The sequence below is a fragment of the Pseudomonas sp. GW822-FHT04C11 genome (assembly GCF_058800905.1).
In genome coordinates this window covers 56,331-80,392 of the sequence record NZ_JBXAMS010000020.1, presented here as the reverse complement: position 1 = coordinate 80,392, position 24,062 = coordinate 56,331, and the positions used below count along the sequence as shown (strand labels likewise).

Sequence of the window (24,062 nt, the reverse complement as noted above, 5' to 3'; positions counted from 1 at the left end):
ATTGAACGATATGGCAAAGAATCTGATCCTGTGGTTGATCATCGCGGCTGTCCTCGTGACGGTGATGAACAACTTCTCCAGCCCTAACGAGCCACAGACCCTCAACTATTCCGACTTCATCCAGCAGGTCAAGGATGGCAAGGTCGAGCGCGTAGCCGTGGACGGCTATGTCATTACTGGCAAGCGCAATGATGGCGACAGCTTCAAGACCATTCGTCCGGCCATTCAGGACAACGGTCTGATCGGCGACCTGGTGGATAACCACGTAGTCGTTGAAGGCAAGCAGCCTGAACAGCAAAGCATCTGGACTCAGCTCCTGGTTGCCAGCTTCCCGATCCTGGTGATCATCGCCGTCTTCATGTTCTTCATGCGGCAGATGCAGGGCGGTGCCGGCGGCAAGGGTGGACCGATGAGCTTCGGCAAGAGCAAGGCGCGCCTGCTCTCCGAAGATCAGGTGAAAACTACCCTGGCAGACGTTGCCGGTTGCGACGAAGCCAAGGAAGAAGTGGGTGAGTTGGTCGAGTTCCTGCGTGATCCGGGCAAGTTCCAGCGCCTGGGTGGGCGTATTCCTCGCGGTGTGCTGATGGTGGGTCCACCGGGTACCGGTAAAACCCTGTTGGCCAAAGCCATTGCCGGTGAAGCCAAGGTGCCGTTTTTCACCATCTCCGGTTCCGACTTCGTCGAAATGTTCGTTGGTGTGGGTGCCAGCCGTGTTCGCGATATGTTCGAGCAGGCGAAAAAACACGCTCCGTGCATTATCTTCATCGATGAAATCGACGCTGTCGGTCGCCATCGTGGTGCGGGCATGGGCGGTGGTCACGACGAGCGTGAACAGACTCTCAACCAGTTGCTGGTAGAGATGGACGGTTTCGAAATGAATGACGGCATCATCGTCATCGCCGCAACCAACCGTCCTGACGTACTTGACCCTGCGCTGCTGCGTCCGGGCCGTTTCGACCGTCAGGTTGTCGTAGGGCTGCCGGATATTCGTGGTCGTGAGCAAATCCTGAAAGTCCACATGCGCAAAGTGCCGATGGGTGATGATGTTGCTCCGGCGGTTATCGCACGTGGTACGCCTGGTTTTTCCGGTGCCGACCTGGCCAACCTGGTGAACGAGGCTTCGCTATTTGCTGCCCGCACCGGCAAGCGCGTTGTCGAGATGAAAGAGTTCGAGCTGGCGAAAGACAAGATCATGATGGGCGCTGAGCGCAAGTCCATGGTCATGTCCGAAAAAGAAAAGCAGAACACTGCCTATCACGAAGCGGGACACGCGATCGTTGGTCGTGTGGTTCCCGAGCATGATCCGGTCTACAAGGTCTCGATCATCCCGCGCGGCCGAGCGTTGGGTGTGACGATGTTCCTGCCGGAAGAGGATCGTTACAGTCTGTCCAAGCGTGCGTTGATCAGCCAGATCTGCTCGCTGTACGGCGGCCGTATTGCTGAGGAGATGACCTTGGGCTTCGATGGCGTGACCACGGGTGCATCGAATGACATCATGCGTGCCAGCCAGATTGCACGAAACATGGTCACCAAGTGGGGTCTGTCGGAAAAACTCGGTCCTTTGATGTATGCCGAAGAAGAGGGTGAAGTGTTCCTCGGTCGCGGCGGCGGTGGTCAGCACGCCAGCTTCTCGGGCGAGACTGCCAAGCTGATCGACTCGGAAGTGCGCAGCATCATTGACCAGTGCTACGGCACGGCCAAGCAGATCTTGACGGATAACCGCGACAAGCTCGATGCCATGGCCGATGCGCTGATGAAGTACGAAACCATTGATGCCGAACAGATCGATGACATCATGGCTGGCCGCACGCCGCGTGAGCCTCGTGACTGGTCGGGTGGTACCGGTACTCCTCCTGTCGTACAGGAAGAGCGTCCGGAAACTCCCATCGGTGGCCCGGCCGCTGACGTCTAAGGTTTGAAATGACTCTTGTACAGTCCTCAACCCGGTTGCCTTGCGGTAACCGGGTTCTTGATTTGGCTCATGCGCATGTCATGGGCATCCTCAATGTCACTCCCGATTCTTTCTCCGACGGTGGTCGCTTCAGTCAGCTCGATGCTGCTCTGCGACACGCTGAGGCGATGGCGGCTGCTGGTGCGACCCTCATTGATGTAGGTGGCGAGTCGACCCGGCCTGGCGCACGGGCGGTCTCGCCGCTTGAGGAGCTGGAGCGCGTGGCGCCGATCGTCGAGCGTATTCATCGCGAACTGGACGTTATTATCTCGGTCGATACCTCGACACCTGCGGTCATGCGTGAAACTGCACGCCTGGGAGCAGGTCTGATCAACGACGTGCGTTCGCTGCGTCGAGACGGAGCGCTGGATGCAGCAGCAGCCACCGGATTGCCGGTGTGCCTGATGCATATGCTCGGTGAGCCGGGAGATATGCAGGACAACCCGCATTATGATGACGTGACGAGAGAGGTTGGTGAGTTTCTTGCCGAGCGTATGGCGTCGTGTGCTGCGGTCGGTATTCCGGCCGAACGGATCATTCTTGATCCGGGTTTCGGGTTCGCGAAAAACTTGCAGCACAATTTGAGTCTGTTCAAGCATATGGAAGCCCTGCATGCCTTGGGACGGCCCCTGTTGGTCGGGGTTTCGCGAAAGAGCATGATCGGGCAGGCATTGAATCGCCCGGTGGGAGAGCGGCTGCATGGCGGCCTGGCTCTCGCGGCGTTGGCTGTCGTCAAGGGTGCGCGCATCTTGCGGGTGCATGACGTGGCCGAAACAGTCGATGTGGTGCGGATGATCGCAGCAGTTGAGTCAGCCGAATAAGAATGATGGAGCACTTATGACTAAGAAGTATTTTGGCACCGACGGCATTCGTGGTCGGGTCGGCGAATATCCGATTACCCCTGAGTTCATGCTCAAGCTTGGTTGGGCTGCCGGCATGGCCTTTCGCAGTAAGGGGGCTTGCAAGGTTCTTGTCGGTAAGGACACTCGAATCTCTGGTTATATGTTCGAATCGGCGCTTGAGGCCGGGCTTACCTCTGCCGGGGCTGATGTCATGCTGCTGGGGCCGATGCCTACTCCGGCTATCGCCTATTTGACGCGCACCTTCAATGCTGAGGCCGGTATTGTAATCAGCGCTTCGCACAATCCTCATGACGATAACGGCATCAAGTTCTTCTCTGGGCAAGGCACGAAACTGCCGGATGATGTTGAGCTGATGATCGAAGAATTGCTCGATATGCCGATGACCGTGGTTGAGTCGAGCAAGATCGGCAAGGTTTCGCGAATCAACGATGCCTCAGGTCGTTATATAGAGTTCTGTAAAAGCAGTGTTCCAACCGGCACCAATTTCGCTGGTTTGAAGATTGTGATCGATTGCGCACACGGTGCTACCTATAAGGTGGCTCCGAGTGTTTTCCGTGAGCTGGGTGCGCAGGTGACGGTGCTTTCTGCTCAGCCTGACGGTCTGAACATCAATCACAATTGCGGTTCCACCCATATGGGGCAATTGCAGGCAGCCGTATTGGCTGAGCACGCAGATCTGGGCATTGCCTTCGATGGTGATGGCGACCGGGTATTGATGGTTGATCACACTGGCGCGATCGTCGATGGCGACGAATTGTTGTTCATCATCGCGCGTGACTTACATGAGCGTGGCAAGTTGCAGGGTGGTGTTGTTGGAACCTTGATGAGTAACCTGGGGCTGGAACTGGCCCTGGCGGATCTGGGGATTCCTTTTGTGCGGGCCAACGTCGGTGACCGTTATGTAATCGCCGAACTGCTTGAGCGTAACTGGCTGGTGGGTGGTGAAAACTCCGGTCACGTTGTGTGCTTCAGTCATACCACCACGGGTGACGCGATTATCGCTGCGTTGCAGGTGTTGATGTCTCTGAAGCGCCGTTCCGAAGGTCTTGCGCAATCGCGTCAGGCACTGCGCAAGTGTCCTCAGGTATTGATCAATGTGCGTTTCGGCGGCGGCGAAAATCCGGTCGAGCATGCGACTGTCAAAGAAGTCAGCGAGCGCGTCACCAAGGCTATGGCTGGGCGTGGTCGCGTGTTGTTGCGCAAGTCTGGCACAGAGCCGCTGGTGCGGGTCATGGTCGAAGGTGAGGACGAAACACTGGTTCGCGGTTACGCCGAGGAGCTGGCAAAACTGGTTGCTGAAGTTTCTGCCTGATTTCGGCTTGCCAGTAATGATGTGGTTGGGTAACATCTGCGCCCACTTTGACCGACGAGGTACAGCATGCGTCGCCCTATGGTAGCTGGTAACTGGAAGATGCACGGTACCCGCGCCAGCGTCGCTGAGCTGATAAACGGCCTTCGTCATCTGGCCTTGCCGAGCGGTGTTGAGGTCGCGGTATTCCCGCCTTGCTTGTATATCAATCAAGTGATTGATGGCTTGGAAGGTACGTCGATTTCGGTCGGCGCGCAGAATTCTGCGGTGGAAGCCATGCAAGGTGCATTGACCGGTGAGATTGCGCCGAGTCAGTTGGTGGATTCAGGTTGTTCCCTGGTGCTCATTGGGCACTCAGAGCGTCGCCAGATCATCGGCGAGCGTGATGAGACGCTGATTCGCAAGTTTGCAGCGGCGCAGGCATGTGGCTTGATTCCGGTGTTGTGCATAGGGGAAACCCTTGAGCAGCGTGAGGCCGGAAAAACGCTTGAGGTTGTCGGGCATCAGCTGGGCAGCATCATCGACGAGCTGGGTGTTGGTGTATTTGCAAAAGCAGTAATCGCTTACGAGCCGGTCTGGGCCATTGGCACCGGGCTGACTGCTTCGCCGCAACAGGCGCAGGATGTGCATGCAGCCATTCGTGCGCAGTTGGCGGCAGAGAATTCTGAGGTCGCACAAGGTGTGCGGCTTCTATACGGCGGCAGCGTGAAGGCGGCCAATGCGGTCGAACTGTTCGGCATGCCGGATATCGATGGGGGGCTCATTGGTGGAGCTTCCCTGAATGCAGATGAGTTCGGTGCGATTTGTCGCGCCGCGGGAAACTGAAAAAATGCTGGAAACAGTCGTAGTCGTTTTTCATCTGCTGGGTGCACTGGGCGTAGTTGCTCTCGTATTGCTGCAGCAGGGTAAAGGTGCGGACGCTGGCGCGTCTTTCGGAGCAGGTGCTTCAAATACTGTGTTCGGAAGCCAAGGTTCCTCTACCTTTCTTAGTAAGTTTACTGCTATACTTGCCGCAGGTTTCTTCATAACCAGCTTAGGGTTAGGTTACTTTGCTAAAGAGAAAGCTCACCAGCTGACTCAAGTAGGTTTGCCAAACCCAGCAGTGTTGGAAGTTCCAAAGCAAAAACCGGCTTCTGATGATGTCCCGGTGCTTCAAGAGCAAAAGTCGGCAACCAATGCGACTGACGTGCCTCCAGCTCAAGAGCAAAAGTAAGAAGGGTTTCAAACGTAGTATTGCCGAGGTGGTGGAATTGGTAGACACGCAACCTTGAGGTGGTTGTGCCCATAGGGTGTAGGGGTTCGAGTCCCCTTCTCGGTACCAATTATCAGGAGAGCCCGCTGTTGCGGGCTTTCTTGTAGGTGGAAGGTTACATTGACCCTGTTAGGGATCGGTCGTATACTTCCGCCCCAGCTTTGTCGCGGGGTGGAGCAGTCTGGTAGCTCGTCGGGCTCATAACCCGAAGGTCGTCGGTTCAAATCCGGCCCCCGCAACCAGTTTCAGGAGCCCCTTTTCAGGGGCTTTTTGTTAGCTGGACACTTTATAACGCCGCTGTTCAACGGCGTTTCAGGGATGGGCGTTTCGCCCATTTTTTTATTTTGCATAGCATGCATTTACATGCACGAGGGGGTTCAGGTGTCGAGCAAGCTAGAACAGTTGCAGGCCTTGTTGGCCCCGGTGGTCGTGGCCCTTGGCTATGAATGCTGGGGTATTGAGTTTTCGGCTCAAGGTCGCCACTCACTGTTGCGCGTTTATATCGATAAAGAAGGCGGTGTGCTGGTGGACGATTGTGCCATCGTCAGCCGTCAGATCAGCGGTGTGCTGGATGTTGAAGATCCGATCTCCGTTGAATACACCCTTGAAGTTTCCTCGCCTGGCATGGAACGCCCGCTGTTCACGCTTGAACAGTTTGCAAAGTTTGCCGGTGACCAAGTGAAGATCAAGCTGCGCTCGCCTTTCGAAGGTCGACGCAACTTTCAGGGCCTTCTGCGCGGTGTAGAAGAGCAGGACGTCGTGGTGCAGGTTGAAGACCATGAGTTCCTGTTGCCGATCGATATGATCGACAAGGCCAACATTATTCCCAGTTTTGACTGAGACGCGGATCCCGCGGATCCAATGGCTTGCGAAAGGCGAGGCGTACGATGAGCAAAGAAGTACTGCTGGTTGTTGAGTCGGTATCCAATGAAAAGGGCGTACCGGCAAACGTAATTTTTGAAGCGCTGGAGCTGGCTCTGGCCACCGCTACCAAAAAGCGTTTTGAAGACGAAGTTGATCTGCGTGTGGAAATCAATCGCCACACCGGTGCTTATGAAACTTTCCGTCGCTGGACGGTAGTCGAAGAAGCAGACCTGGATGATCCGGCTGTTGAAACCTGGCCGAGCAAGGTTCAGGAAACGCATCCTGGCGCGAAGGTCGGTGATGTAGTCGAAGAAAAAATCGAGTCCATCGAATTCGGCCGCATTGCTGCGCAGACTGCCAAGCAAGTTATCGTGCAGAAAGTTCGCGAAGCCGAGCGCGCTCAAGTCGTTGATGCCTACCGCGAGCGTCTGGGAGAAATCATCTCCGGCACCGTGAAGAAAGTAACCCGCGACAACGTGATCGTTGATCTGGGTAACAACGCTGAAGCGCTGCTGGCTCGTGAAGACATCATTTCTCGCGAAACTTTCCGGGTGGGTGTGCGCTTGCGTGCACTACTCAAGGAAATCCGCACCGAGAACCGCGGCCCGCAGCTGATTCTGTCGCGTACCGCGCCAGAAATGCTGATCGAGTTGTTCCGCATCGAAGTGCCGGAAATCGCTGAAGGCCTGATCGAAGTAATGGCTGCGTCCCGTGACCCGGGTTCGCGCGCCAAGATCGCGGTTCGCTCCAAAGACAAACGTATCGATCCGCAAGGTGCTTGCATTGGTATGCGCGGTTCGCGCGTCCAGGCGGTATCGGGCGAATTGGGCGGTGAGCGTGTGGATATCGTCCTGTGGGACGACAACCCGGCGCAGTTCGTGATCAACGCCATGTCCCCGGCTGAGGTTGCGGCAATTATCGTTGACGAAGATGCCCATGCAATGGACATCGCCGTTGGCGCAGACAATCTGGCTCAGGCCATCGGTCGCGGTGGTCAGAACGTGCGTCTGGCTAGCCAGTTGACTGGCTGGACCCTGAACGTGATGACCGAATCGGACATCCAGGCTAAACAGCAAGCAGAAACCGGCGACATCCTGCGCAACTTCATCGACGAGCTGGAAGTCGACGAAGATCTGGCACAGGTGCTGGTTGATGAGGGCTTTACCAGCCTGGAAGAGATTGCCTACGTACCGTTGGAAGAAATGCTCAACATCGATGGCTTTGACGAAGACACCGTCAACGAGCTTCGCGCTCGGGCCAAGGATCGTTTGTTGACTAAAGCCATCGCTACTGAGGAAAAGCTGGCAGACGCCCATCCGGCCGAAGACCTGCTCTCGCTTGAGGGTATGGACAAGGATTTGGCGATGGAACTGGCGGTGCGCGGCGTAATTACCCGCGAAGACCTGGCCGAGCAGTCTATTGACGACCTGCTCGACATCGACGGCATTGACGATGATCGTGCCGGCAAGTTGATCATGGCCGCCCGAGCCCATTGGTTCGAGTAATAGGCGCGGCCTGAGGAGAGAAGTGCATGACGCAAGTCACGGTGAAACAACTGGCCGATGAGGTCAAAACACCGGTAGAGCGCCTGCTGCAGCAGATGCGTGAGGCAGGTCTGCCGCACACCGCCGCCGAGGAACATGTGACCGACAGTGAGAAGCAGTCTTTGCTGACTCACTTGAAAAGCAGCCACAAGGCGAAAGTGGAAGAACCGCGCAAAATCACGTTGCAGCGTAAAACCACCAGCACCCTGCGTGTTGCTGGCAGCAAAAGCATCAGCGTTGAAGTACGCAAGAAGAAAGTCTTCGTACAGCGCAGCCCGGAAGAAATCGAAGCCGAGCGCAAACGCGAACTGGAAGAGCGTCGCGCAGTAGAAAATGCTGCACGTCAGAAGGCTGAAGAAGAAGCCAAGCGTCGCGCCGAAGAAGAAGCGCGTCGCCAGCCTGCTGCTGTGCAATCTGCTTCTACTGAAGCTGTTGCAGCACCTGTCGCAGTTGCCGAGCCAGTGCGTGAAGCACCGGTTGTAGCAGCAGCGCCAGCGGCTGACACTCGCAAACGCGACGAACAGCGTCGTCCGGACAAACCACGTGCCGACGATAACAATCGTCGTGGCGCGGGTGATGGTGAGCGCAAAAACGCTCCACATCGCGCTTCGGTCAAGGAAAAGGCGCCTGCTCCACGCGTTGCTCCACGGACTACCGACGAAGAAAGCGATGGCTTCCGTCGTGGTGGTCGCGGCAAGGCCAAGCTGAAGAAACGCAACGCCCACGGTTTCCAGAGCCCAACCGGCCCTGTCGTGCGCGAAGTGAAGATCGGCGAAACCATCACTGTTGGCGATCTCGCTCAGCAGATGTCGGTCAAGGCTGCTGAAATCATCAAGTTCATGTTCAAACTGGGTACTCCAGCGACCATCAACCAGGTACTTGACCAGGAAACTGCTCAATTGGTTGCTGAAGAGCTGGGCCACAAAGTGACCCTGGTCAGCGACACCGCCCTGGAAGATTCCCTGGCCGAGTCCCTGAAGTTTGAAGGTGAGGCTTTCTCCCGTGCGCCAGTCGTGACCGTAATGGGCCACGTTGACCATGGTAAGACCTCGCTGCTCGACTATATCCGTCGTGCCAAGGTAGCGGCTGGCGAAGCCGGCGGTATCACCCAGCACATCGGTGCGTACCACGTTGAAACCGAACGCGGCATGGTCACCTTCCTCGATACCCCGGGTCACGCCGCGTTTACCGCTATGCGTGCTCGTGGTGCCAAGGCGACCGACATCGTGATCCTGGTGGTTGCAGCGGACGACGGCGTGATGCCGCAGACCATTGAAGCCGTACAGCACGCCAAGGCTGCTGGTGTTCCACTGGTTGTTGCAGTGAACAAAATCGACAAGCCGGGCGCCGATCTCGATCGCATCCGTAGCGAACTGTCGGTTCACGGCGTGACCTCGGAAGAGTGGGGCGGCGACACTCCGTTCGTATCGGTTTCGGCGAAAGTCGGTACCGGTGTAGACGAGCTGCTCGAAGCTGTTCTGCTGCAAGCTGAAGTTCTCGAACTGAAAGCGACTCCTTCGGCTCCTGGCCGTGGTGTCGTGGTTGAATCGCGTCTCGACAAAGGTCGTGGCCCGGTTGCAACCGTTCTGGTTCAGGACGGCACCCTGCGCCAAGGCGACATGGTGTTGGTCGGTTCGAACTATGGCCGCGTTCGCGCCATGCTCGACGAGAACGGCAAGCCAATCAAGGAAGCCGGTCCTTCCATCCCTGTCGAGATTCTCGGCCTGGACGGTACCCCGGACGCTGGCGACGAGATGAGCGTGGTTGCCGACGAGAAGAAAGCCCGTGAAGTGGCTCTGTTCCGTCAAGGCAAGTTCCGTGAAGTCAAACTGGCTCGTGCTCACGCAGGCAAGCTGGAAAACATCTTCGAGAACATGGGCCAGGAAGAGAAGAAGACGCTTAACATCGTCCTCAAATCCGACGTCCGTGGTTCGCTGGAAGCGTTGAACGGCGCCTTGAACGGCCTGGGTAACGACGAAGTGCAAGTGCGTGTAGTCGGTGGCGGTGTCGGTGGTATCACCGAGAGCGACGCCAACCTGGCACTGGCCTCCAACGCTGTACTGTTCGGCTTCAACGTGCGTGCCGATGCTGGCGCTCGCAAGATCGTCGAGCAGGAAGGTCTGGATATGCGTTACTACAACGTGATCTACGACATCATCGAAGACGTCAAGAAAGCCCTGACCGGTATGCTTGGCAGCGACGTTCGGGAGAACATCCTGGGTATCGCTGAAGTCCGCGACGTGTTCCGTTCGCCGAAGTTCGGCGCGATCGCCGGTTGCATGGTTATCGAAGGTGTTGTGCACCGTAACCGTCCAATCCGTGTACTGCGTGAAGACATCGTTATCTTCGAAGGCGAGCTGGAGTCCCTGCGCCGCTTCAAGGATGACGCTTCCGAAGTACGTGCCGGCATGGAATGCGGTATCGGCGTGAAGAGCTACAACGACGTCAAAGTCGGTGACAAGATCGAAGTCTTCGAGAAGGTTCAGGTTGCTCGCAGCCTCTAACTCGCGCACTTCAAGAGCCGTGATGGGCAGCCGCATGCAAATGCACGGCGCATCACCCGGACTCTAAACGCAACGCCCGGTCTGGCTTCTGTCAGGCCGGGCGTTTGCCGCTTTCAGACCACACGGGTTTCACCGTGAGGCAGTAACAGGTAACAAGACATGGCAAAAGAATACAGCCGTACCCAACGTATCGGCGATCAGATGCAGCGTGAGCTGGCACAGCTGATCCGTCGTGAAGTCAAAGACCCGCGCGTCGGCCTGGTCACCATTACCGCTGTTGAAGTCAGCCGTGACGTCGGTCACGCCAAGATTTTCATCACCGTGATGGGGCAGGACAGCGCAGACGATATCGCTCAAAGCATCAAGGTGTTGAACTCGGCCGCCGGTTTCCTGCGCATGCAGTTGGCTCGCGAGATGAAGCTGCGCAGCGTTCCTCAGCTGCACTTCCACTACGACGAAAGCGTCGTGCGTGGCGCTCATCTGTCGGCATTGATCGAACGCGCCGTGGCTGAAGACAATCAGCACCCGGTTGCGGCAGAACCCGTAGACACCAAGGAGTAATCGGTGGCTCAGGTCAAACGTATCCGTCGTAACGTCAGCGGTATCATCCTGCTCGACAAGCCGCTGGGGTTCACCTCCAACGCGGCCTTGCAGAAGGTTCGCTGGCTGCTCAATGCCGAGAAGGCCGGGCACACCGGCAGTCTTGATCCGTTGGCCACCGGCGTGTTGCCGCTGTGCTTCGGTGAGGCGACCAAGTTCTCGCAATACCTGCTCGACTCCGACAAGGGCTATGAAACCCTGGCGCAATTGGGCAAGACCACCACCACGGCAGACGCTGAAGGTGAGGTTTTGCAGGAGCGCCCGGTGACCGTTTGTCGCGCCGATATCGAAGCGGTTTTGCCGAAATTTCGTGGGCAAATCAGTCAGATACCGCCGATGTACTCAGCCCTCAAGCGTGACGGTCAGCCGTTGTACAAGTTGGCGCGTGCAGGTGAAGTGGTGGAGCGCGAACCGCGTTCTGTTACTATTGCGCGCTTGGAATTGCTGGCCTTTGAAGGTGATACTGCGCGCTTCGCCGTAGATTGCAGTAAAGGCACCTATATCCGCACCCTCGTGGAGGATATTGGTGAAGCACTCGGTTGTGGCGCTTACGTTGCGCAGTTGCGACGTACCCAGGCCGGTCCGTTCAGCCTGGCCCAGACGGTCACGCTGGAAGAGTTGGAAGCAGTACATGCCGAAGGCGGCAACGAAGCGGTTGATCGCTTCCTGATGCCATCGGACAGCGGCTTGCTGGATTGGCCACTGTTGCAGTTCTCGGAGCACAGCTCGTTCTACTGGCTAAACGGCCAGCCGGTACGCGCCCCGGATGCACCGAAGTTCGGTATGGTACGCGTACAGGATCACAATGGTCGCTTCATCGGTATCGGTGAAGTGAGCGAAGATGGGCGCATCGCGCCACGTCGACTGATTCGGTCAGAATGACCGAACGAGGGTGGCTGTTAACAGGCACGGTCACTACTCATTTTTAGATACAGGGATTTGTCCCTGGCCTGTTGAAGCTGTTTCTTTGAAACAGTTTCCTGATAAAAGGATTGCCTCATGGCTCTCGACGTTCAAGAAAAAGCTCAAATCGTAGCTGACTACCAGCAAGCTGTTGGTGACACTGGTTCGCCAGAAGTGCAAGTTGCACTGCTGACCCACAACATCAACAAACTGCAAGGTCACTTCAAGGCCAACGGTAAAGATCACCACTCCCGTCGTGGTCTGATCCGCATGGTAAACCAGCGTCGCAAGCTGCTGGACTACCTGAAAGGCAAGGACGTGAGCCGTTACAGCGCTCTGATCGCTCGCCTGGGTCTGCGTCGCTAATAAGCGATTGCGCTAGAGGTTGGTTGTCTGTCGTGCGTCAGCGGGTTTCCCGCCGGCGCATGGCAGGCTCCCAGCCTCAAGTTTTATCTGGACAACAGTTTTATCTGGACAATCAAAGTCGGGCCGATTCCCGGCATTGCCCAAGAATTTCGCAAGAAAACCAGTTCCCCCAAGAGCCACAAAGAAGGTAGGACACCGTGAACCCGGTAATCAAAAAATTCCAGTTCGGTCAGTCGACCGTTACCCTCGAGACTGGCCGTATCGCCCGTCAGGCCTCCGGCGCAGTATTGGTCACCGTTGACGACGACGTCAGCGTATTGGTGACTGTAGTCGGTGCCAAGCAAGCCGATCCAGGCAAGGGCTTCTTCCCCCTGTCTGTTCACTACCAGGAAAAAACCTACGCTGCCGGTAAGATCCCTGGCGGTTTCTTCAAGCGCGAAGGCCGTCCTTCCGAGAAAGAAACCCTGACTTCCCGACTGATCGACCGTCCGATCCGTCCGCTGTTCCCGGAAGGTTTCATGAACGAAGTGCAGGTTGTCTGCACCGTCGTTTCCACCAGCAAGAAGACCGATCCGGACATCGCTGCGATGATCGGTACCTCGGCTGCGCTGGCGATCTCCGGCATTCCTTTCGATGGCCCGATCGGCGCTGCCCGCGTTGCATTCCACGAAAGCACCGGCTACCTGCTGAACCCGACTTACGAACAACTGAAAGCATCGAGCCTGGACATGGTCGTTGCCGGTACTTCGGAAGCGGTATTGATGGTTGAATCGGAAGCCAAAGAGCTGACCGAAGACCAGATGCTGGGCGCAGTACTGTTTGCTCACGACGAGTTCCAGGTTGTGATCAATGCTGTTAAAGAACTGGCTGCCGAAGCTGCCAAGCCAACCTGGACCTGGGCTCCTCAGCCTGAAGCCACCGCACTGCTGGGCGCTATCCGTGCCGAGTTCGGCGACGCGATTTCCCAGGCTTACACCATCACCGTCAAGGCCGACCGTTACGCTCGCCTGGGTGAACTGAAAGACCAGGTTGTAGCCAAGCTGTCCGGTGAAGAAGGCCAGCCTTCGTCCAGCGAAGTCAAAGCAGCTTTCGGTGAAATCGAATACCGTACCGTTCGCGAAAACATCGTTAACGGCAAGCCGCGTATCGACGGCCGCGACACCCGCACCGTACGTCCGCTGAACATCGAAGTTGGCGTTCTGCCGAAGACCCACGGTTCGGCATTGTTCACCCGTGGCGAAACCCAGGCTCTGGTCGTCGCGACTCTGGGCACCGCCCGTGACGCACAACTGCTGGACACCCTGGAAGGCGAGAAAAAAGACCCGTTCATGCTGCACTACAACTTCCCTCCGTTCTCGGTGGGCGAGTGTGGTCGCATGGGTGGCGCTGGTCGTCGTGAAATCGGTCACGGCCGTCTGGCCCGTCGTTCGGTTCAGGCCATGCTGCCTGCTGCCGACGTGTTCCCGTACACCATCCGTGTGGTATCGGAAATCACCGAATCCAACGGTTCCAGCTCGATGGCGTCGGTTTGCGGTGCTTCCCTGGCCCTGATGGACGCTGGCGTGCCGATGAAGGCGCCGGTTGCCGGTATCGCCATGGGTCTGGTTAAAGAAGGCGAGAAGTTCGCCGTCCTGACCGACATCCTGGGTGACGAAGACCACCTGGGCGACATGGACTTCAAAGTAGCCGGTACCTCCAAAGGTGTTACCGCGCTGCAGATGGACATCAAGATCAAAGGCATCACCGAAGAAATCATGGAAATCGCTCTGGGCCAAGCCCTGGAAGCGCGCCTGAACATCCTCGGCCAGATGAACCAGATCATTGCCCAGTCGCGTACCGAGCTGTCGGAAAATGCTCCGACCATGATCGCGATGAAAATCGACACCGACAAAATCCGTGATGTTATCGGTAAAGGCGGCGCGACCATTCGTGCGATCTGTGAAGAGACCAAGGCTTCGATCGACATTGAAGACGACGGCTCGATCAAGATCTTCGGCGAAACCAAGGAAGCCGCTGAAGCCGCTCGTCAGCGCGTTCTGGGCATCACCGCTGAAGCTGAAATCGGCAAGATCTACGTCGGTAAAGTTGAGCGCATCGTCGACTTCGGCGCATTCGTCAACATCCTGCCGGGCAAGGACGGTCTGGTTCACATCTCCATGCTGAGCGACGCTCGCGTTGAGAAAGTGACCGACATCCTGAAAGAAGGCCAGGAAGTGGAAGTACTGGTACTGGACGTGGACAACCGCGGCCGTATCAAGCTGTCCATCAAAGACGTAGCAGCAGCCAAGGCTTCGGGCGTTTAATTACCCCGCAGCTTAAGCGCTGAACAAGCAAACGCCCCGACTGGTTCGGGGCGTTTTGCTGTGTGCAGTAAATGCGCCCTTGTAGCAGCTGGCGAAGCCAGCTGCTACAGAGGCTCAGAGCAAATCCGTGAAAAATGAGGCGCTTGTCCAGGTTGCCCGACCCCAAACTCAGTGCTAGCTTTAGCCCACCGCCCGTGTAGCTCAGCCGGTAGAGCAGCGCACTCGTAACGCGAAGGTCGCAGGTTCGATTCCTGTCTCGGGCACCACTTCCCCCTGTTATTTCACCTTTCTACTCAGCTCCTCGACGGTACGTTTGAGCTGATCCATCGCACGATCCTGATCGCTGATGGTCCGTTTCAGGTTCGAGATCTCGCTGCTGTTCGAGCTGGAGCTGGAGCCGCTGTTGCGCTTGAGGTCTTCCACCTGCCGACCGAGCTTATCCAGATCACGTTCCTGCTCTTTGACCTTGCTCTTGAGGTCGTCGATCTCCTTGCTGCTGGAGCTTGAGCTGGAACCGCTGCTGCGCTTGAGTTCTTCGATCTGGCGCGTCTGGTTGTTGATGGTTTCCTGCATCTTTTTCAGTTCGTCGATGCGGAAATCACTTTTGACCAGAACGTCCTTGCCGTATTCATAGTGGATGGCGGAGAGTTTGTCATCGTAAGACGGACCGCTGTTGCTCAGCTCAATGCTGGCCATTGCGGTGCCTGGCAAAGTCAGGACACCCAGCAGGGCGGTCATTGCGCTGGCGGACAGAACAGAGGAAAGCTTCGAAAAACTGCGCATCACTGAGGTTCCTTGTGAAGTACCGATATGGCACATCGCTATGACTTTGGATTTGAAATTATGTTCCCGAGGCTCTCGACGCACCCAGCGTGAAACTTTTTGTGGAATAGATGTAAAGAGCCGTGTAATTCGCGGGCCAAACGTCCTATATTCGGTGCCTGCATGAGCATCGCCCAGCAGTTTTCAGATGATCCCGAATGGTTCTGAAGGCCAGATAAACCGGGCTTCAAACGGTTTTCTGCGTCAGAGAGATCCTTGATGATCCAGATCCATCTTCCATTCCCATGATCAGCGAGAACGCCATGACCGTGAACGAAATGACTCAAGAACAAAGACACGAAGAGGCCCTCAAGAAGTACATGCTTGATGCGCCGGAACTGATGGAAGAGATCAAGAACCTGAGCGCCGACGATCAGAAAGATCAGATTCAGTGGGCGTTCGAGGACGAGGCAGAAGCGCAGGGCTTGCAGCCTTGGGAGCTGACGCTCAAGTACACCTCAACGCCGGAAGAATACGAGGCGACGCGCCTTGCGTTGCACAAGGAAGCAGCCGAGGTGCTGGGCGTCGAGTGGGAAGAATACTGCGAGATGAACAATCTGGTGGTTTGAAAGCAACGCCAGCCTCATGAGGCTGGCGTTTCTTTTTGTCAGAGACTCAAGCGCATCGACAGGTCTACGGCCTTCACATCCTTGGTCATCGCCCCAATCGAGATGTAATCCACGCCCGTCTCGGCGATCGGTCGCAAGGTGCTTTCGTTGACGCCACCGCTGGCCTCGAGTTTCGCCTTGCCGGCATTCAGCCGCACGGCTTCACGCATGTCCTCCAGGCTCAGCTCATCGAGCATGATGATATCGGCCCCCGCCGCCAGGGCCTCCTTGAGCTCCTCCAGGCTTTCCACTTCAATCTCCACCGGTTTGCCCGGCGCGATCTTGTGCGCGGCGGCGATGGCTTCGGGGATGCCCCCGCAGGCAGCGATGTGGTTTTCCTTGATCAGAAAAGCGTCGTACAGGCCGATGCGGTGGTTGTGGCAGCTGCCGCAGGTCACGGCGTACTTTTGCGCCAGTCGCAGCCCAGGCAGGGTTTTGCGGGTATCCAGCAGTTTCACCTGAGTATCGGCAACGAAGTCGGCCAGGTATTGCGCACGAGTGGCGACAGCGGAAAGCAGTTGCAGAAAATTCAGCGCACTACGCTCGCCGGTCAGCAGCGAACGGGCGGGGCCTTCGAGGTGAAACAACGCCTGATTGGGGTTCACGCGCTCACCGTCGCGCACTTGCCAGTGCACCGCAACGCGCGGGTCCAGTTGCCGGAACACCGCGTCGACCCAAGCGGTGCCGCTGATGACGGCCGCATCACGGGTAATGATCGTGGCTTTGGCCAGGCGTTCGGCCGGGATCAATTGTGCGGTGATGTCGCCGCTGCCGATGTCTTCAAGCAACGCACGGCGCACGTTGGCTTCGATTTCGGCGGTCAAATCGGCGAGGCGTAGATTCGGCATAACGGGCTCCACAAACAAAGTGGCTCGATTATAGGGCCATGCTGCAAGCGAACCCAAGACGCCCAGCACTTTCAGCAGGTTCTAAAACCTGTACTTGGTCGACTCGCCCGCATTACCCCTGCATGCCGATCTGTGATCGGGCGCTGTTTCATGGGCCGATGCAGAGTCTGCTGGCACTCGGGAGGTCTTTTGCAGATAATCGCGCCTTGCGTTTGACGTCATGGCCTTGACGTTTCTTTGGCTTCCCGACACTTGAAATGCAGCGCGGTGCATCACGATTGCGTTGTGAGCCGGCCGTGTGCGTTTGTCGCTTCACATTGAATGGAGGAATCCCCCCTTTGCAGGAGGCTTGGATGCACAACGACGGGAATGTAGTGCCTTTGCACAAGGCCGCTACCGGTCAGGCGAATCCATCGCCGCTCGCCCGCCTGCCGGTGATTCTGCTTCAGGTTCGCGACAAGGCTGCGCAACAACTCAGGCTTGGTTTGCAGGAGATGTTTGATAATGCCGACGACACCTTGTTCGAAATGGCTGACCGGGCACAGACCAATGTCGAGCAGAACATCTTCTTTGAAGCCATGCGCGATTTGCGCCTCAAGCGCAAAAACATCGAGCGCGGCTTTCACGAGCTTTTCTTCGAGGCCTTTGCCGGCCTCATCCAGTACGACCCGACTCACGCCGCCTTGCCGTTGGCGATGAATCCAGACCCTTCGATCGAACTCCCCTATGACCAGCCTGAGCGGCAAGCGGCGCTTGAAGCCATGGTCGCCAAGGCGCTCAACCGGGACGGCTTTGCCCTTGGACAGCTGACCGCGCGCCTGAGCTCTCTGCTGGGCAAGCCCCTGGATGATTCGCGCAATCCCATGGGGCCGGCGATGCTCTGCGAGTATTTTTTGCAGGCCGGACGCAATCTGGGGGTGGAGATCAAGGTCAAGCTGATCATCCTCAAATTGTTCGAACGCTATGTGCTCAGCGATGCCGATCAGCTCTATGCGCAAGCCAACCAATTGCTGATCGCCACTGGCGTTCTGCCTGAACTCAAGACCGCCCCCGCACGTCGTGTCACGGGCCGGGCGGCGGCCAGTGTTCATGCGGAGTCCAGCGAGTCGGGCGTCAGATCCAACAGCACGCACGACGATAAAAGCGTGCAAGAAGTCTTCGCCACCTTGCAGGCGTTGCTGTACCCCGTGCGCGACAATGTTGCGCCGACCCTCGAAGCCAGCGCCCAGAGCCAGCCCATCTCGACCCGCGATCTGCTGCGCCTGCTCTCGCACTTGCAGCAATACGTGCCGGCCCCTGGCGCCCAGGATGATTTTGACCTGCGCAATCAGCTTGAACAGTTGCTGACCCGGGTCAGCGTCAAAAGTGGCAACTCTCGGGTGGTCGGGGTAGCGGACGAGGATGTGATCAATCTGATCGCGATGCTCCTCGAATTCATTCTCGCCGCCCCTCAATTGCGGCAAGTGATCGCAACCTGAGGGGTGATCACGGCATACTGGAGCCCGTCAGAGCCGTCATTGAAGGAGCCTGTATGCAGTTGGACCCCGCGAGCGGTTGGTTTGAAGGCGTGCGCCATTGCCCGTCACCCAACTTCAATGCGCGCCCCACGGGCGAAATCTCCTTGCTGGTAATCCACAATATCAGCCTGCCTCCGGCGCAGTTCGCGACGGGCAAGGTGCAGGAATTTTTTCAGAACCGCCTGGATGTCACCGAGCACCCCTACTTTGAAGGGATTGCCGACTTGCGCGTGTCTGCGCATTTTCTGATCGAGCGTGACGGCGCGATCACACAGTTTGTCTCTTGTCTTGATCGGGCGTGGCACGCAGGCGTGTCCCGGTTCGAGGGGCGTGAAGGGTGTAACGATTTCTCCCTTGGCATCGAGCTTGAAGGCACTGACGATCTGCCGTTCACCGAGGCTCAATATCACGCGCTGATTGCCCTGACCCGCCAATTGCAGTCTACGTTTACAGCCATCACCCATTCACGTATCCAGGGGCATAGCGATATCGCCCCCGGACGCAAGACTGATCCGGGACCGGCGTTCGACTGGGCACGCTATCGCGGGGCTCTGGAAAAAGGGGAAGCACAATGAGTTTTCTGGTGTTACTGCTGGCGGTCTGGATCGAGAAGTTCTCGGCCTTGCGTCATCAAGTTCAGCGCGACAGTGGATGGCTGCGGGAGCTGGCCAAGTATGAAGCCAGCCCGAAGCTTGCGAATCGGCCCTGGCTGGTGCTGGCATTGCTGGTGCTCTTCCCTGTGGCGTTACTCGGCTTTTTGCTGCTGGTACTGGAGCCGGTGGCCTATGGCTTGTTGGCCCTGCCGGTGCACTTGCTGGTGGTGATTTACAGCCTGGGCCGTGGTGATTTGCTCGGCGGCCTGGGACCGTTTCGTGATGCCTGGCGCCGGGAAGACCTGCAAGCGGCGGCGCTTGTCGCCAAACGTGACCTGGATATTTGCGCCGACAGCGGCGAGCAATTGCTGCAGAAGGTTCAAGCCCATTTGCTGTGGCAGGCTTATCAGAGTTTTTTTGCGGTGATTTTCTGGTACTTCCTGCTCGGTCCGGTGGCGGCCCTGAGTTATCGCTTGCTGGCCCTGGCGGCCGAGCACGGCAAGAACCCGGCGGTGGTCGAGCGCGCCGCACAATTGCGACATGCCTTTGACTGGCTGCCGGTGCGCTTGCTGGCAGCGAGTTTTGCTTTGGTCGGTAACTTCGTCGCGGTCAGCCGGGTGATGCTCCATGAATTGTTGAACTGGAATATCAGCGCCGCGCAGTTGATCGAGAACGTCGGCGTGGTAGCGGGTGAGATTCCGGCACCAGTGGCGGGGCCTGAAGGGGTTCAAAACCTGGATCAGATCTGGGAACTGCTGCTGCGAGCGGCGGTGGTCTGGTATGCCGGGTTTGCCATTTGGACCGTGCTGCCCTGATCCAGCTGTGTGGCGAACGCTTTTGTGGCGAGGGGGCTTGCCCCCGTTCGGCTGCAGAGCAGTCGTAAAACCGGTTGACTCACTTCTCCTGACGAACCGCGTACTTCGATTTTAGGGGCGCTTTGCACCCCAGCGGGGGCAAGCCCCCTCGCCACAGGTTTTTCTTCCGGCCTGAGTGATCGCGTTCGAGTCGTTAACCTTAAGTTACAAAACCCCCTTTCGATTTGAGCTATACAGAAGCAGCGCGCCATAGTGGCTATCTGCTGCATCTGCGTGCCTGCCCAAAAAAATAAGAAATGAAAGGGGGACGTCCGTGAAGAGTTTGCTCTATCCCGCCGTTGCGCTGATGAATCGCCTGAGCTTCGGCATGAAGTTCAGCCTGATCAGCGTGCTGTTTTTCTTCCCCATGCTGGTGACCAATTTCTATCTGGTTCGGGATTCGTATCGCGAGTTCCAGGGCACCCAGGTCGAGTTGCAAAGCCTCGACCTGCTGGGCAGTGGCCTGACGCTGCGGCGAGATCTGGAAACCCTGAACAACCTGGTACAGATCAACGCGACCCTCGGCCAGTCTGGCAAGGCGGGCGATACCGAATCGAAAATCAGCGCCCTTGAGCAGAGCGTGCTAGCACGCCTGCAAAGTCTGACCGCGACGACCAATGATCCTGAGCAGGTCAGTGTTTTTGATGGCAAGCGCGATGAAATGATTGCAGCGTTCAAGGCTCAACAAACGGAGACGTCTGTGCAAAGCAAAAGTGCGCTGATTGGCAAACTGCTCGGCAACGCACAGATTTTCAGTCAGATCATCGCCAGCCAGGCCGGCCTGAGTCGTGACAACCAGAGTGATCTGCGCCAATTGAGTGAGCTGATCACCAACGTTACCCCGCGTGTGACGCAAACCCTCGGCGAGGGCCGGGCGATGGGGGCCTACTCGCTGGGGCAGGGGTTTCTCAACTCTGCTTCGAGCACCCGGTTCGATGAACTGCTGGCGCAGATCGACAAGCTTCAGGCCGAATACGCCTTGAAGTTGCAGGACGCACTGGCGGCCGGCAAAGCGGCGCGTGAGGTGCTGGAGCCCTCGGCCAATGCCAGTAAAGCCACGCTCAAACAGGCCAGCGAGCTGTTTGAAGAGCAAGTGGTGGTGGCCGATACCCTCGATAAACCCTGGCAGGGTTTTTACGATCAGGTCACCGGGCTGATGGACAAGACCTATCAACTGAATGACGCGGCGCTTAAGTTTCTCGGCGTTCAATTGCAGCAACGCCTGGAACAGAACCGCACGCACATGGTGCTGCAGGCGGTGGCACTGTCGGTGGTGTTCGTGCTGATTTTTTACCTCTATGGCGGCTTCTATGCCTCCACCCGCACCACCCTCAAGCGTCTCGGCGGAGTCATGGACAAGGTGGCGGCCGGTGACATGACCATCACGTTTACCGCCCACAGCCGTGATGAGTTGGGTGAGTTGGGCAACGTCTTCAATGGCACCGTGGCGAAGATCCATGACCTGATCGAGTTGGTCGGCAAGACCGTCAACGAAGTGGAGCGTCAGGCGAGTCAGGTGGAAACGGTGTCGGCCCGGAGCAATCAGGCGGTGGCCGGTCAGCGTATGCAGATCGAGCAAGTCGCCACGGCGATGAACCAGATGTCGGCCACCGCTCAGGAAGTTGCGCGCAGTGCGGCGGCTGCCGTCAGCAGCGCCCACAGCGTCAACGATGAAACCATTAGCGGTCGCGGCTTGGTCGAGTCGCAACAAGGCAGCATTGCGCAACTGGCCAGCGAGATCGACTCGTCAGTGCTGGTGATCAATCAACTGGCCAGCGACAGTCAGTCCATCAGTCGCGTGCTGGAAGTGATCAAGAGCATCGCCGAGCAGACCAACCTGCTGGCGCTCAACGCGGCCATCGAGGCCGCCCGTGCGGGTGAGCAGGGACGTGGCTTTGCGGTGGTGGCCGATGAGGTCCGCACCCTGGCCAAACGGACCCAGCAATCGACCGAAGAAATCGAGCAGATGATTACCAGGCTGCACGCTGGCGTTGGCGCCGCCGTGAAGGCCATGGGCGTCAGTCACCAGATGGCCAGCGGCACGGTCGGTCAGTCGGAAAAGGTCCAGCAAGCCCTGGAAAACATCCTCGGCGCGGTGGGTATGATCGTCGATCAGAACCAGCAAATTGCCGCGGCAGTCGAGCAGCAAACCGCGGTGGCCCACGATATCGACCAGAACATTGTCGAGATCAACCGGGCCGGCGAGCGCACCGCCGAAGGTGCGCACCAGACCGAGCATGCCAGCCGTGCACTTTCGGCCCAAGTGGTGCAGTTGAAGCACTTGATCAGCGCGTTCAGGGTTTGAAGCCTCACCACGAATAAATGTGGTGTGTTGTGCTGTCAGTTATTACCAGTTGAACAGCTCGCAGGCGTTGGCGGTGCTGGCAGCGGCCAGTTGCTCGGGGCTGATGGCCATGATCTGCGCCAGTGCTGCGCAAATCGCCGGCAGGTGAGCAGGGCTGTTGCGTTGTCCGGGGTACATGGCGGGCGCCATGTCCGGTGAATCGGTTTCCAGCACCACCGATTCCAGCGGCAAACCAGCGATTACTTTGTGCATGCGCAAGGCTTGTGGCCAGGTTGCCGCACCGCCCAATCCCAGTTTGAAACCGAGCTTGAGGTATTCGCGGGCCTCTTCCTGGCTGCCGGCAAAGGCGTGGATGATGCCGGCGCGTTTGAGTCTGAAGCGTTTCAAGGTCGCAATCACCGCCGCATGGCTGCGCCGCACATGCAGCAGCGCCGGCAACTGGAAGTCTGCCGCCAGTTGCAGTTGTGCTTCAAACAGCGCTTGCTGACGTTCGCGGTCCAGGTCCTGAAGAAAGTAATCCAGGCCAATTTCGCCCACGGCGCACAGTTGCCGATGGCCGGCCAGACGCGTCAGCCAGTCCGCCAACTCGGTCAGGTCAGCGGGACGATGCTCATCGAGGTAGGCCGGATGCAGGCCAAACGCGGCATGCAGGTCCGGATCGCTTTGCACCAGGTCCCAGACCCGCTGCCAATTGCGTTGATAAACCCCCAGCACCACCATCCGCTTCACACCCAAGGCGCGGCATTGAGCCAGCAGCGCCTGACGGTCCGGGTCGAAGTCCGGGAAGTCCAGATGAGTGTGGCTGTCGATCAGCTCCACGTTTCAGTCCTGGCGAATACGCTGTTTGAAGGTCCGCGCGATGGCTTGCACGCCGGGTTGGTAATGGGCCTCTTCAATCGCCGCAAGCGCCAGCTGCAGGGCTTTATCGGCGATCAATTGATGCTGTTGGGCCATGGCGTTGACCGGCAGCGGCAGGAAGTCCAGCAACTGCGTGTCACCAAACGTGCCGAGGCGCAACGGGCGGGTTTTCAGCGGGAAGTCATGCAAGGCATCGAACACGCCTTGAAGCAGCACGTAGGACGTCGTCACCAACGCATCCGGCAAATGGCCGAGGCGTTGCAGTAATTCTTCCATCAGTTGTCGACCGCAGTCGCGGCTGAACGCCTCGCCGTGTTCGATCAGGACTTCGCCCTTGAAGTCGATCAGAGCCTGTTTGAAGCCGGCGGCACGTTCCTGGCTGATGCTCAGCTCGGGTCGCGCACCGATCAGCGCAATCTGCTTGGGCTGCGGTTGCAACAGGCTGCGGGTGAGGTTCAGGCTGGCTTCGCGATCATCGCTGATCACCGAGCAGAAATGCTCAGGCTCCATGACCCGGTCAATCGCAATGATCGGCAAGCCCTTGGCCTGCAACTGGCGATAGCTGTCATCGCCGGCCGGCAGGCAGCTGGCGACAATCAATGCATCGCAACGCCGTGCGCGAAACAGCTTGAGCAACTGGCGCTCGCTGTCCGGTGCATCGTCGGAGCTGGCAATCAGCAACTGATAGCCACGCGCCCGGGCACCCTGTTCGAGGAGCTTGGCGATCCGCGCGTAACTGGGGTTTTCCAGGTCCGGCAGAATGAAACCCAGGGTGCGGGTGTGCCGACTGCGCAACCCGGCCGCTTGAGGATTAGGCGTAAAGCCATGTTGCTCGACCACCGCGCGCACGCGCTCGACGGTGGCGTTGCTGATGCGCTGCTGTTCGGCCTTGCCATTGATGACATAGCTGGCGGTGGTGACAGACACACCGGCCAACTGGGCGATATCACTGAGTTTCAACTCGGGATTTCCTTGTTTTTTCGAGCTTGCCCCGACATTTTGTCCAATCCTACCCGATTACGGCAGGCGACCAATGTCGCAACGCATCCGACAAGTTGGACTTCAAGGTTGGGAGATTATCGAGTAACGTGCCAACTCATCTAGATTAAACGTTTCAGCAAGCGTATTTTCTGCGCTATTGGCTCTTTTTGCCGGTTCTGCCGTGAAACCGACAAAGGATGCTCTGAAAAAGAGTGCT

Annotated in this window: 20 protein-coding genes, 3 tRNA genes and 1 pseudogene; 20 read left to right on the top strand and 4 right to left on the bottom strand. The window is 57.7% G+C overall.

Features of this window, described 5'->3' with window-relative positions; all coding sequences use genetic code 11:
- Positions 1-10 precede the first annotated feature (10 nt).
- From ftsH to AC1RJ3_RS25930, 15 genes are all read left to right on the top strand, one after another.
- Positions 11-1,912, top strand: coding sequence for an ATP-dependent zinc metalloprotease FtsH (ftsH, locus tag AC1RJ3_RS26000; protein WP_054594064.1), 1,902 nt, complete (start codon positions 11-13; stop codon positions 1,910-1,912).
- Between the two features lie 8 nt (positions 1,913-1,920).
- Positions 1,921-2,772 (top strand): dihydropteroate synthase, encoded by an 852-nt coding sequence (folP, locus tag AC1RJ3_RS25995; protein ID WP_054594063.1) that lies wholly within the window; start codon positions 1,921-1,923, stop codon positions 2,770-2,772.
- Positions 2,773-2,788: 16 nt separating this feature from the next.
- Positions 2,789-4,126, top strand: a complete 1,338-nt coding sequence (gene glmM, locus AC1RJ3_RS25990; protein WP_493081287.1) for a phosphoglucosamine mutase — start codon at positions 2,789-2,791, stop codon at positions 4,124-4,126.
- Between the two features lie 66 nt (positions 4,127-4,192).
- The gene (gene tpiA, locus AC1RJ3_RS25985) at positions 4,193-4,948 is read left to right on the top strand and encodes a triose-phosphate isomerase (RefSeq protein WP_054594061.1); all 756 of its coding nucleotides are present in this window, start codon (positions 4,193-4,195) and stop codon (positions 4,946-4,948) included.
- 4 nt (positions 4,949-4,952) lie between these two features.
- On the top strand, positions 4,953-5,336 hold the full coding sequence (gene secG, locus AC1RJ3_RS25980) for a preprotein translocase subunit SecG (RefSeq protein ID WP_054594060.1): 384 nt from the start codon (positions 4,953-4,955) through the stop codon (positions 5,334-5,336).
- Positions 5,337-5,358: 22 nt separating this feature from the next.
- Positions 5,359-5,444: transfer RNA gene (locus AC1RJ3_RS25975), tRNA-Leu, on the top strand.
- Between the two features lie 96 nt (positions 5,445-5,540).
- Positions 5,541-5,617, top strand: a tRNA-Met gene (locus AC1RJ3_RS25970).
- Between the two features lie 139 nt (positions 5,618-5,756).
- Positions 5,757-6,215, top strand: coding sequence for a ribosome maturation factor RimP (gene rimP / locus AC1RJ3_RS25965; protein ID WP_024265126.1), 459 nt, complete (start codon positions 5,757-5,759; stop codon positions 6,213-6,215).
- Positions 6,216-6,262: 47 nt separating this feature from the next.
- Positions 6,263-7,744, top strand: coding sequence for a transcription termination factor NusA (nusA, locus tag AC1RJ3_RS25960; protein ID WP_019691793.1), 1,482 nt, complete (start codon positions 6,263-6,265; stop codon positions 7,742-7,744).
- A gap of 26 nt (positions 7,745-7,770) precedes the next feature.
- Positions 7,771-10,287 carry a translation initiation factor IF-2 gene (gene infB / locus AC1RJ3_RS25955; RefSeq protein ID WP_054594059.1) on the top strand — a complete coding sequence of 839 codons (2,517 nt, stop codon included), beginning with the start codon at positions 7,771-7,773 and terminating at the stop codon, positions 10,285-10,287.
- A gap of 159 nt (positions 10,288-10,446) precedes the next feature.
- Positions 10,447-10,848 (top strand): 30S ribosome-binding factor RbfA, encoded by a 402-nt coding sequence (gene rbfA / locus AC1RJ3_RS25950; RefSeq protein ID WP_019691795.1) that lies wholly within the window; start codon positions 10,447-10,449, stop codon positions 10,846-10,848.
- A gap of 3 nt (positions 10,849-10,851) precedes the next feature.
- A complete protein-coding gene (truB, locus tag AC1RJ3_RS25945) occupies positions 10,852-11,769 on the top strand; it encodes a tRNA pseudouridine(55) synthase TruB (protein ID WP_054594058.1) in 918 nt (305 codons plus the stop codon).
- Positions 11,770-11,886: 117 nt separating this feature from the next.
- Positions 11,887-12,156, top strand: coding sequence for a 30S ribosomal protein S15 (rpsO, locus tag AC1RJ3_RS25940; RefSeq protein WP_003197723.1), 270 nt, complete (start codon positions 11,887-11,889; stop codon positions 12,154-12,156).
- Positions 12,157-12,353: 197 nt separating this feature from the next.
- Entirely contained in the window at positions 12,354-14,459 is a 2,106-nt protein-coding gene (pnp, locus tag AC1RJ3_RS25935; protein WP_103318613.1) for a polyribonucleotide nucleotidyltransferase, read from the top strand.
- Positions 14,460-14,649: 190 nt separating this feature from the next.
- Positions 14,650-14,725 (top strand) — tRNA-Thr (locus tag AC1RJ3_RS25930).
- Positions 14,726-14,735: 10 nt separating this feature from the next.
- Here AC1RJ3_RS25930 and AC1RJ3_RS25925 read toward each other — a convergent pair.
- Positions 14,736-15,242, bottom strand: coding sequence for a hypothetical protein (locus AC1RJ3_RS25925; RefSeq protein WP_054594056.1), 507 nt, complete (start codon positions 15,240-15,242; stop codon positions 14,736-14,738).
- Between the two features lie 302 nt (positions 15,243-15,544).
- On the opposite strand from AC1RJ3_RS25925, the gene AC1RJ3_RS25920 reads away from it, so the two are divergent.
- Positions 15,545-15,850 carry a DUF6388 family protein gene (locus tag AC1RJ3_RS25920; RefSeq protein ID WP_054598178.1) on the top strand — a complete coding sequence of 102 codons (306 nt, stop codon included), beginning with the start codon at positions 15,545-15,547 and terminating at the stop codon, positions 15,848-15,850.
- 38 nt (positions 15,851-15,888) lie between these two features.
- Here AC1RJ3_RS25920 and nadC read toward each other — a convergent pair whose 3' ends face one another.
- Positions 15,889-16,737 carry a carboxylating nicotinate-nucleotide diphosphorylase gene (gene nadC / locus AC1RJ3_RS25915; RefSeq protein ID WP_493081286.1) on the bottom strand — a complete coding sequence of 283 codons (849 nt, stop codon included), beginning with the start codon at positions 16,735-16,737 and terminating at the stop codon, positions 15,889-15,891.
- Between the two features lie 353 nt (positions 16,738-17,090).
- Between nadC and AC1RJ3_RS25910 the strand changes: the two are divergent.
- The 4 genes and pseudogenes from AC1RJ3_RS25910 to AC1RJ3_RS25895 form a co-directional block, all read left to right on the top strand.
- Positions 17,091-18,212, top strand: a pseudogene (locus AC1RJ3_RS25910) (DUF1631 family protein); the annotation flags it as partial.
- 56 nt (positions 18,213-18,268) lie between these two features.
- Entirely contained in the window at positions 18,269-18,829 is a 561-nt protein-coding gene (gene ampD / locus AC1RJ3_RS25905) for a 1,6-anhydro-N-acetylmuramyl-L-alanine amidase AmpD (RefSeq protein ID WP_054594054.1), read from the top strand.
- Positions 18,826-19,662, top strand: coding sequence for a regulatory signaling modulator protein AmpE (gene ampE / locus AC1RJ3_RS25900; RefSeq protein ID WP_054594053.1), 837 nt, complete (start codon positions 18,826-18,828; stop codon positions 19,660-19,662). Before ampD ends, ampE begins: the two co-directional genes overlap by 4 nt.
- Before the next feature lie 313 nt (positions 19,663-19,975).
- Positions 19,976-22,006 carry a methyl-accepting chemotaxis protein gene (locus AC1RJ3_RS25895; protein WP_493081285.1) on the top strand — a complete coding sequence of 677 codons (2,031 nt, stop codon included), beginning with the start codon at positions 19,976-19,978 and terminating at the stop codon, positions 22,004-22,006.
- A 42-nt stretch (positions 22,007-22,048) separates the two neighbouring features.
- On the opposite strand, the gene AC1RJ3_RS25890 is transcribed toward AC1RJ3_RS25895, so the two are convergent.
- Both AC1RJ3_RS25890 and cra read right to left on the bottom strand, forming a co-directional pair.
- Entirely contained in the window at positions 22,049-22,825 is a 777-nt protein-coding gene (locus AC1RJ3_RS25890; RefSeq protein ID WP_493081283.1) for a TatD family hydrolase, read from the bottom strand.
- Between the two features lie 3 nt (positions 22,826-22,828).
- Positions 22,829-23,824: a catabolite repressor/activator gene (cra, locus tag AC1RJ3_RS25885; protein ID WP_103318625.1), complete on the bottom strand. Its 996-nt coding sequence runs from the start codon at positions 23,822-23,824 to the stop codon at positions 22,829-22,831.
- Positions 23,825-24,062: the final 238 nt, after the last annotated feature.

What these genes read in the sequence shown, in the direction of transcription:
- glmM (WP_493081287.1), top strand. Translation starts at nt 2,789, where the DNA reads ATGACTAAGAAGTATTTTGGCACCGACGGCATTCGTGGTCGGGTCGGC.
- ftsH (WP_054594064.1), top strand. Translation starts at nt 11, where the DNA reads ATGGCAAAGAATCTGATCCTGTGGTTGATCATCGCGGCTGTCCTCGTG.
- rpsO (WP_003197723.1), top strand. Translation starts at nt 11,887, where the DNA reads ATGGCTCTCGACGTTCAAGAAAAAGCTCAAATCGTAGCTGACTACCAG.
- AC1RJ3_RS25920 (WP_054598178.1), top strand. Translation starts at nt 15,545, where the DNA reads ATGACCGTGAACGAAATGACTCAAGAACAAAGACACGAAGAGGCCCTC.
- infB (WP_054594059.1), top strand. Translation starts at nt 7,771, where the DNA reads ATGACGCAAGTCACGGTGAAACAACTGGCCGATGAGGTCAAAACACCG.
- nadC (WP_493081286.1), bottom strand. Translation starts at nt 16,737, where the DNA reads ATGCCGAATCTACGCCTCGCCGATTTGACCGCCGAAATCGAAGCCAAC.
- nusA (WP_019691793.1), top strand. Translation starts at nt 6,263, where the DNA reads ATGAGCAAAGAAGTACTGCTGGTTGTTGAGTCGGTATCCAATGAAAAG.
- tpiA (WP_054594061.1), top strand. Translation starts at nt 4,193, where the DNA reads ATGCGTCGCCCTATGGTAGCTGGTAACTGGAAGATGCACGGTACCCGC.
- AC1RJ3_RS25925 (WP_054594056.1), bottom strand. Translation starts at nt 15,242, where the DNA reads ATGCGCAGTTTTTCGAAGCTTTCCTCTGTTCTGTCCGCCAGCGCAATG.
- rbfA (WP_019691795.1), top strand. Translation starts at nt 10,447, where the DNA reads ATGGCAAAAGAATACAGCCGTACCCAACGTATCGGCGATCAGATGCAG.
- ampE (WP_054594053.1), top strand. Translation starts at nt 18,826, where the DNA reads ATGAGTTTTCTGGTGTTACTGCTGGCGGTCTGGATCGAGAAGTTCTCG.
- secG (WP_054594060.1), top strand. Translation starts at nt 4,953, where the DNA reads ATGCTGGAAACAGTCGTAGTCGTTTTTCATCTGCTGGGTGCACTGGGC.
- ampD (WP_054594054.1), top strand. Translation starts at nt 18,269, where the DNA reads ATGCAGTTGGACCCCGCGAGCGGTTGGTTTGAAGGCGTGCGCCATTGC.
- folP (WP_054594063.1), top strand. Translation starts at nt 1,921, where the DNA reads ATGACTCTTGTACAGTCCTCAACCCGGTTGCCTTGCGGTAACCGGGTT.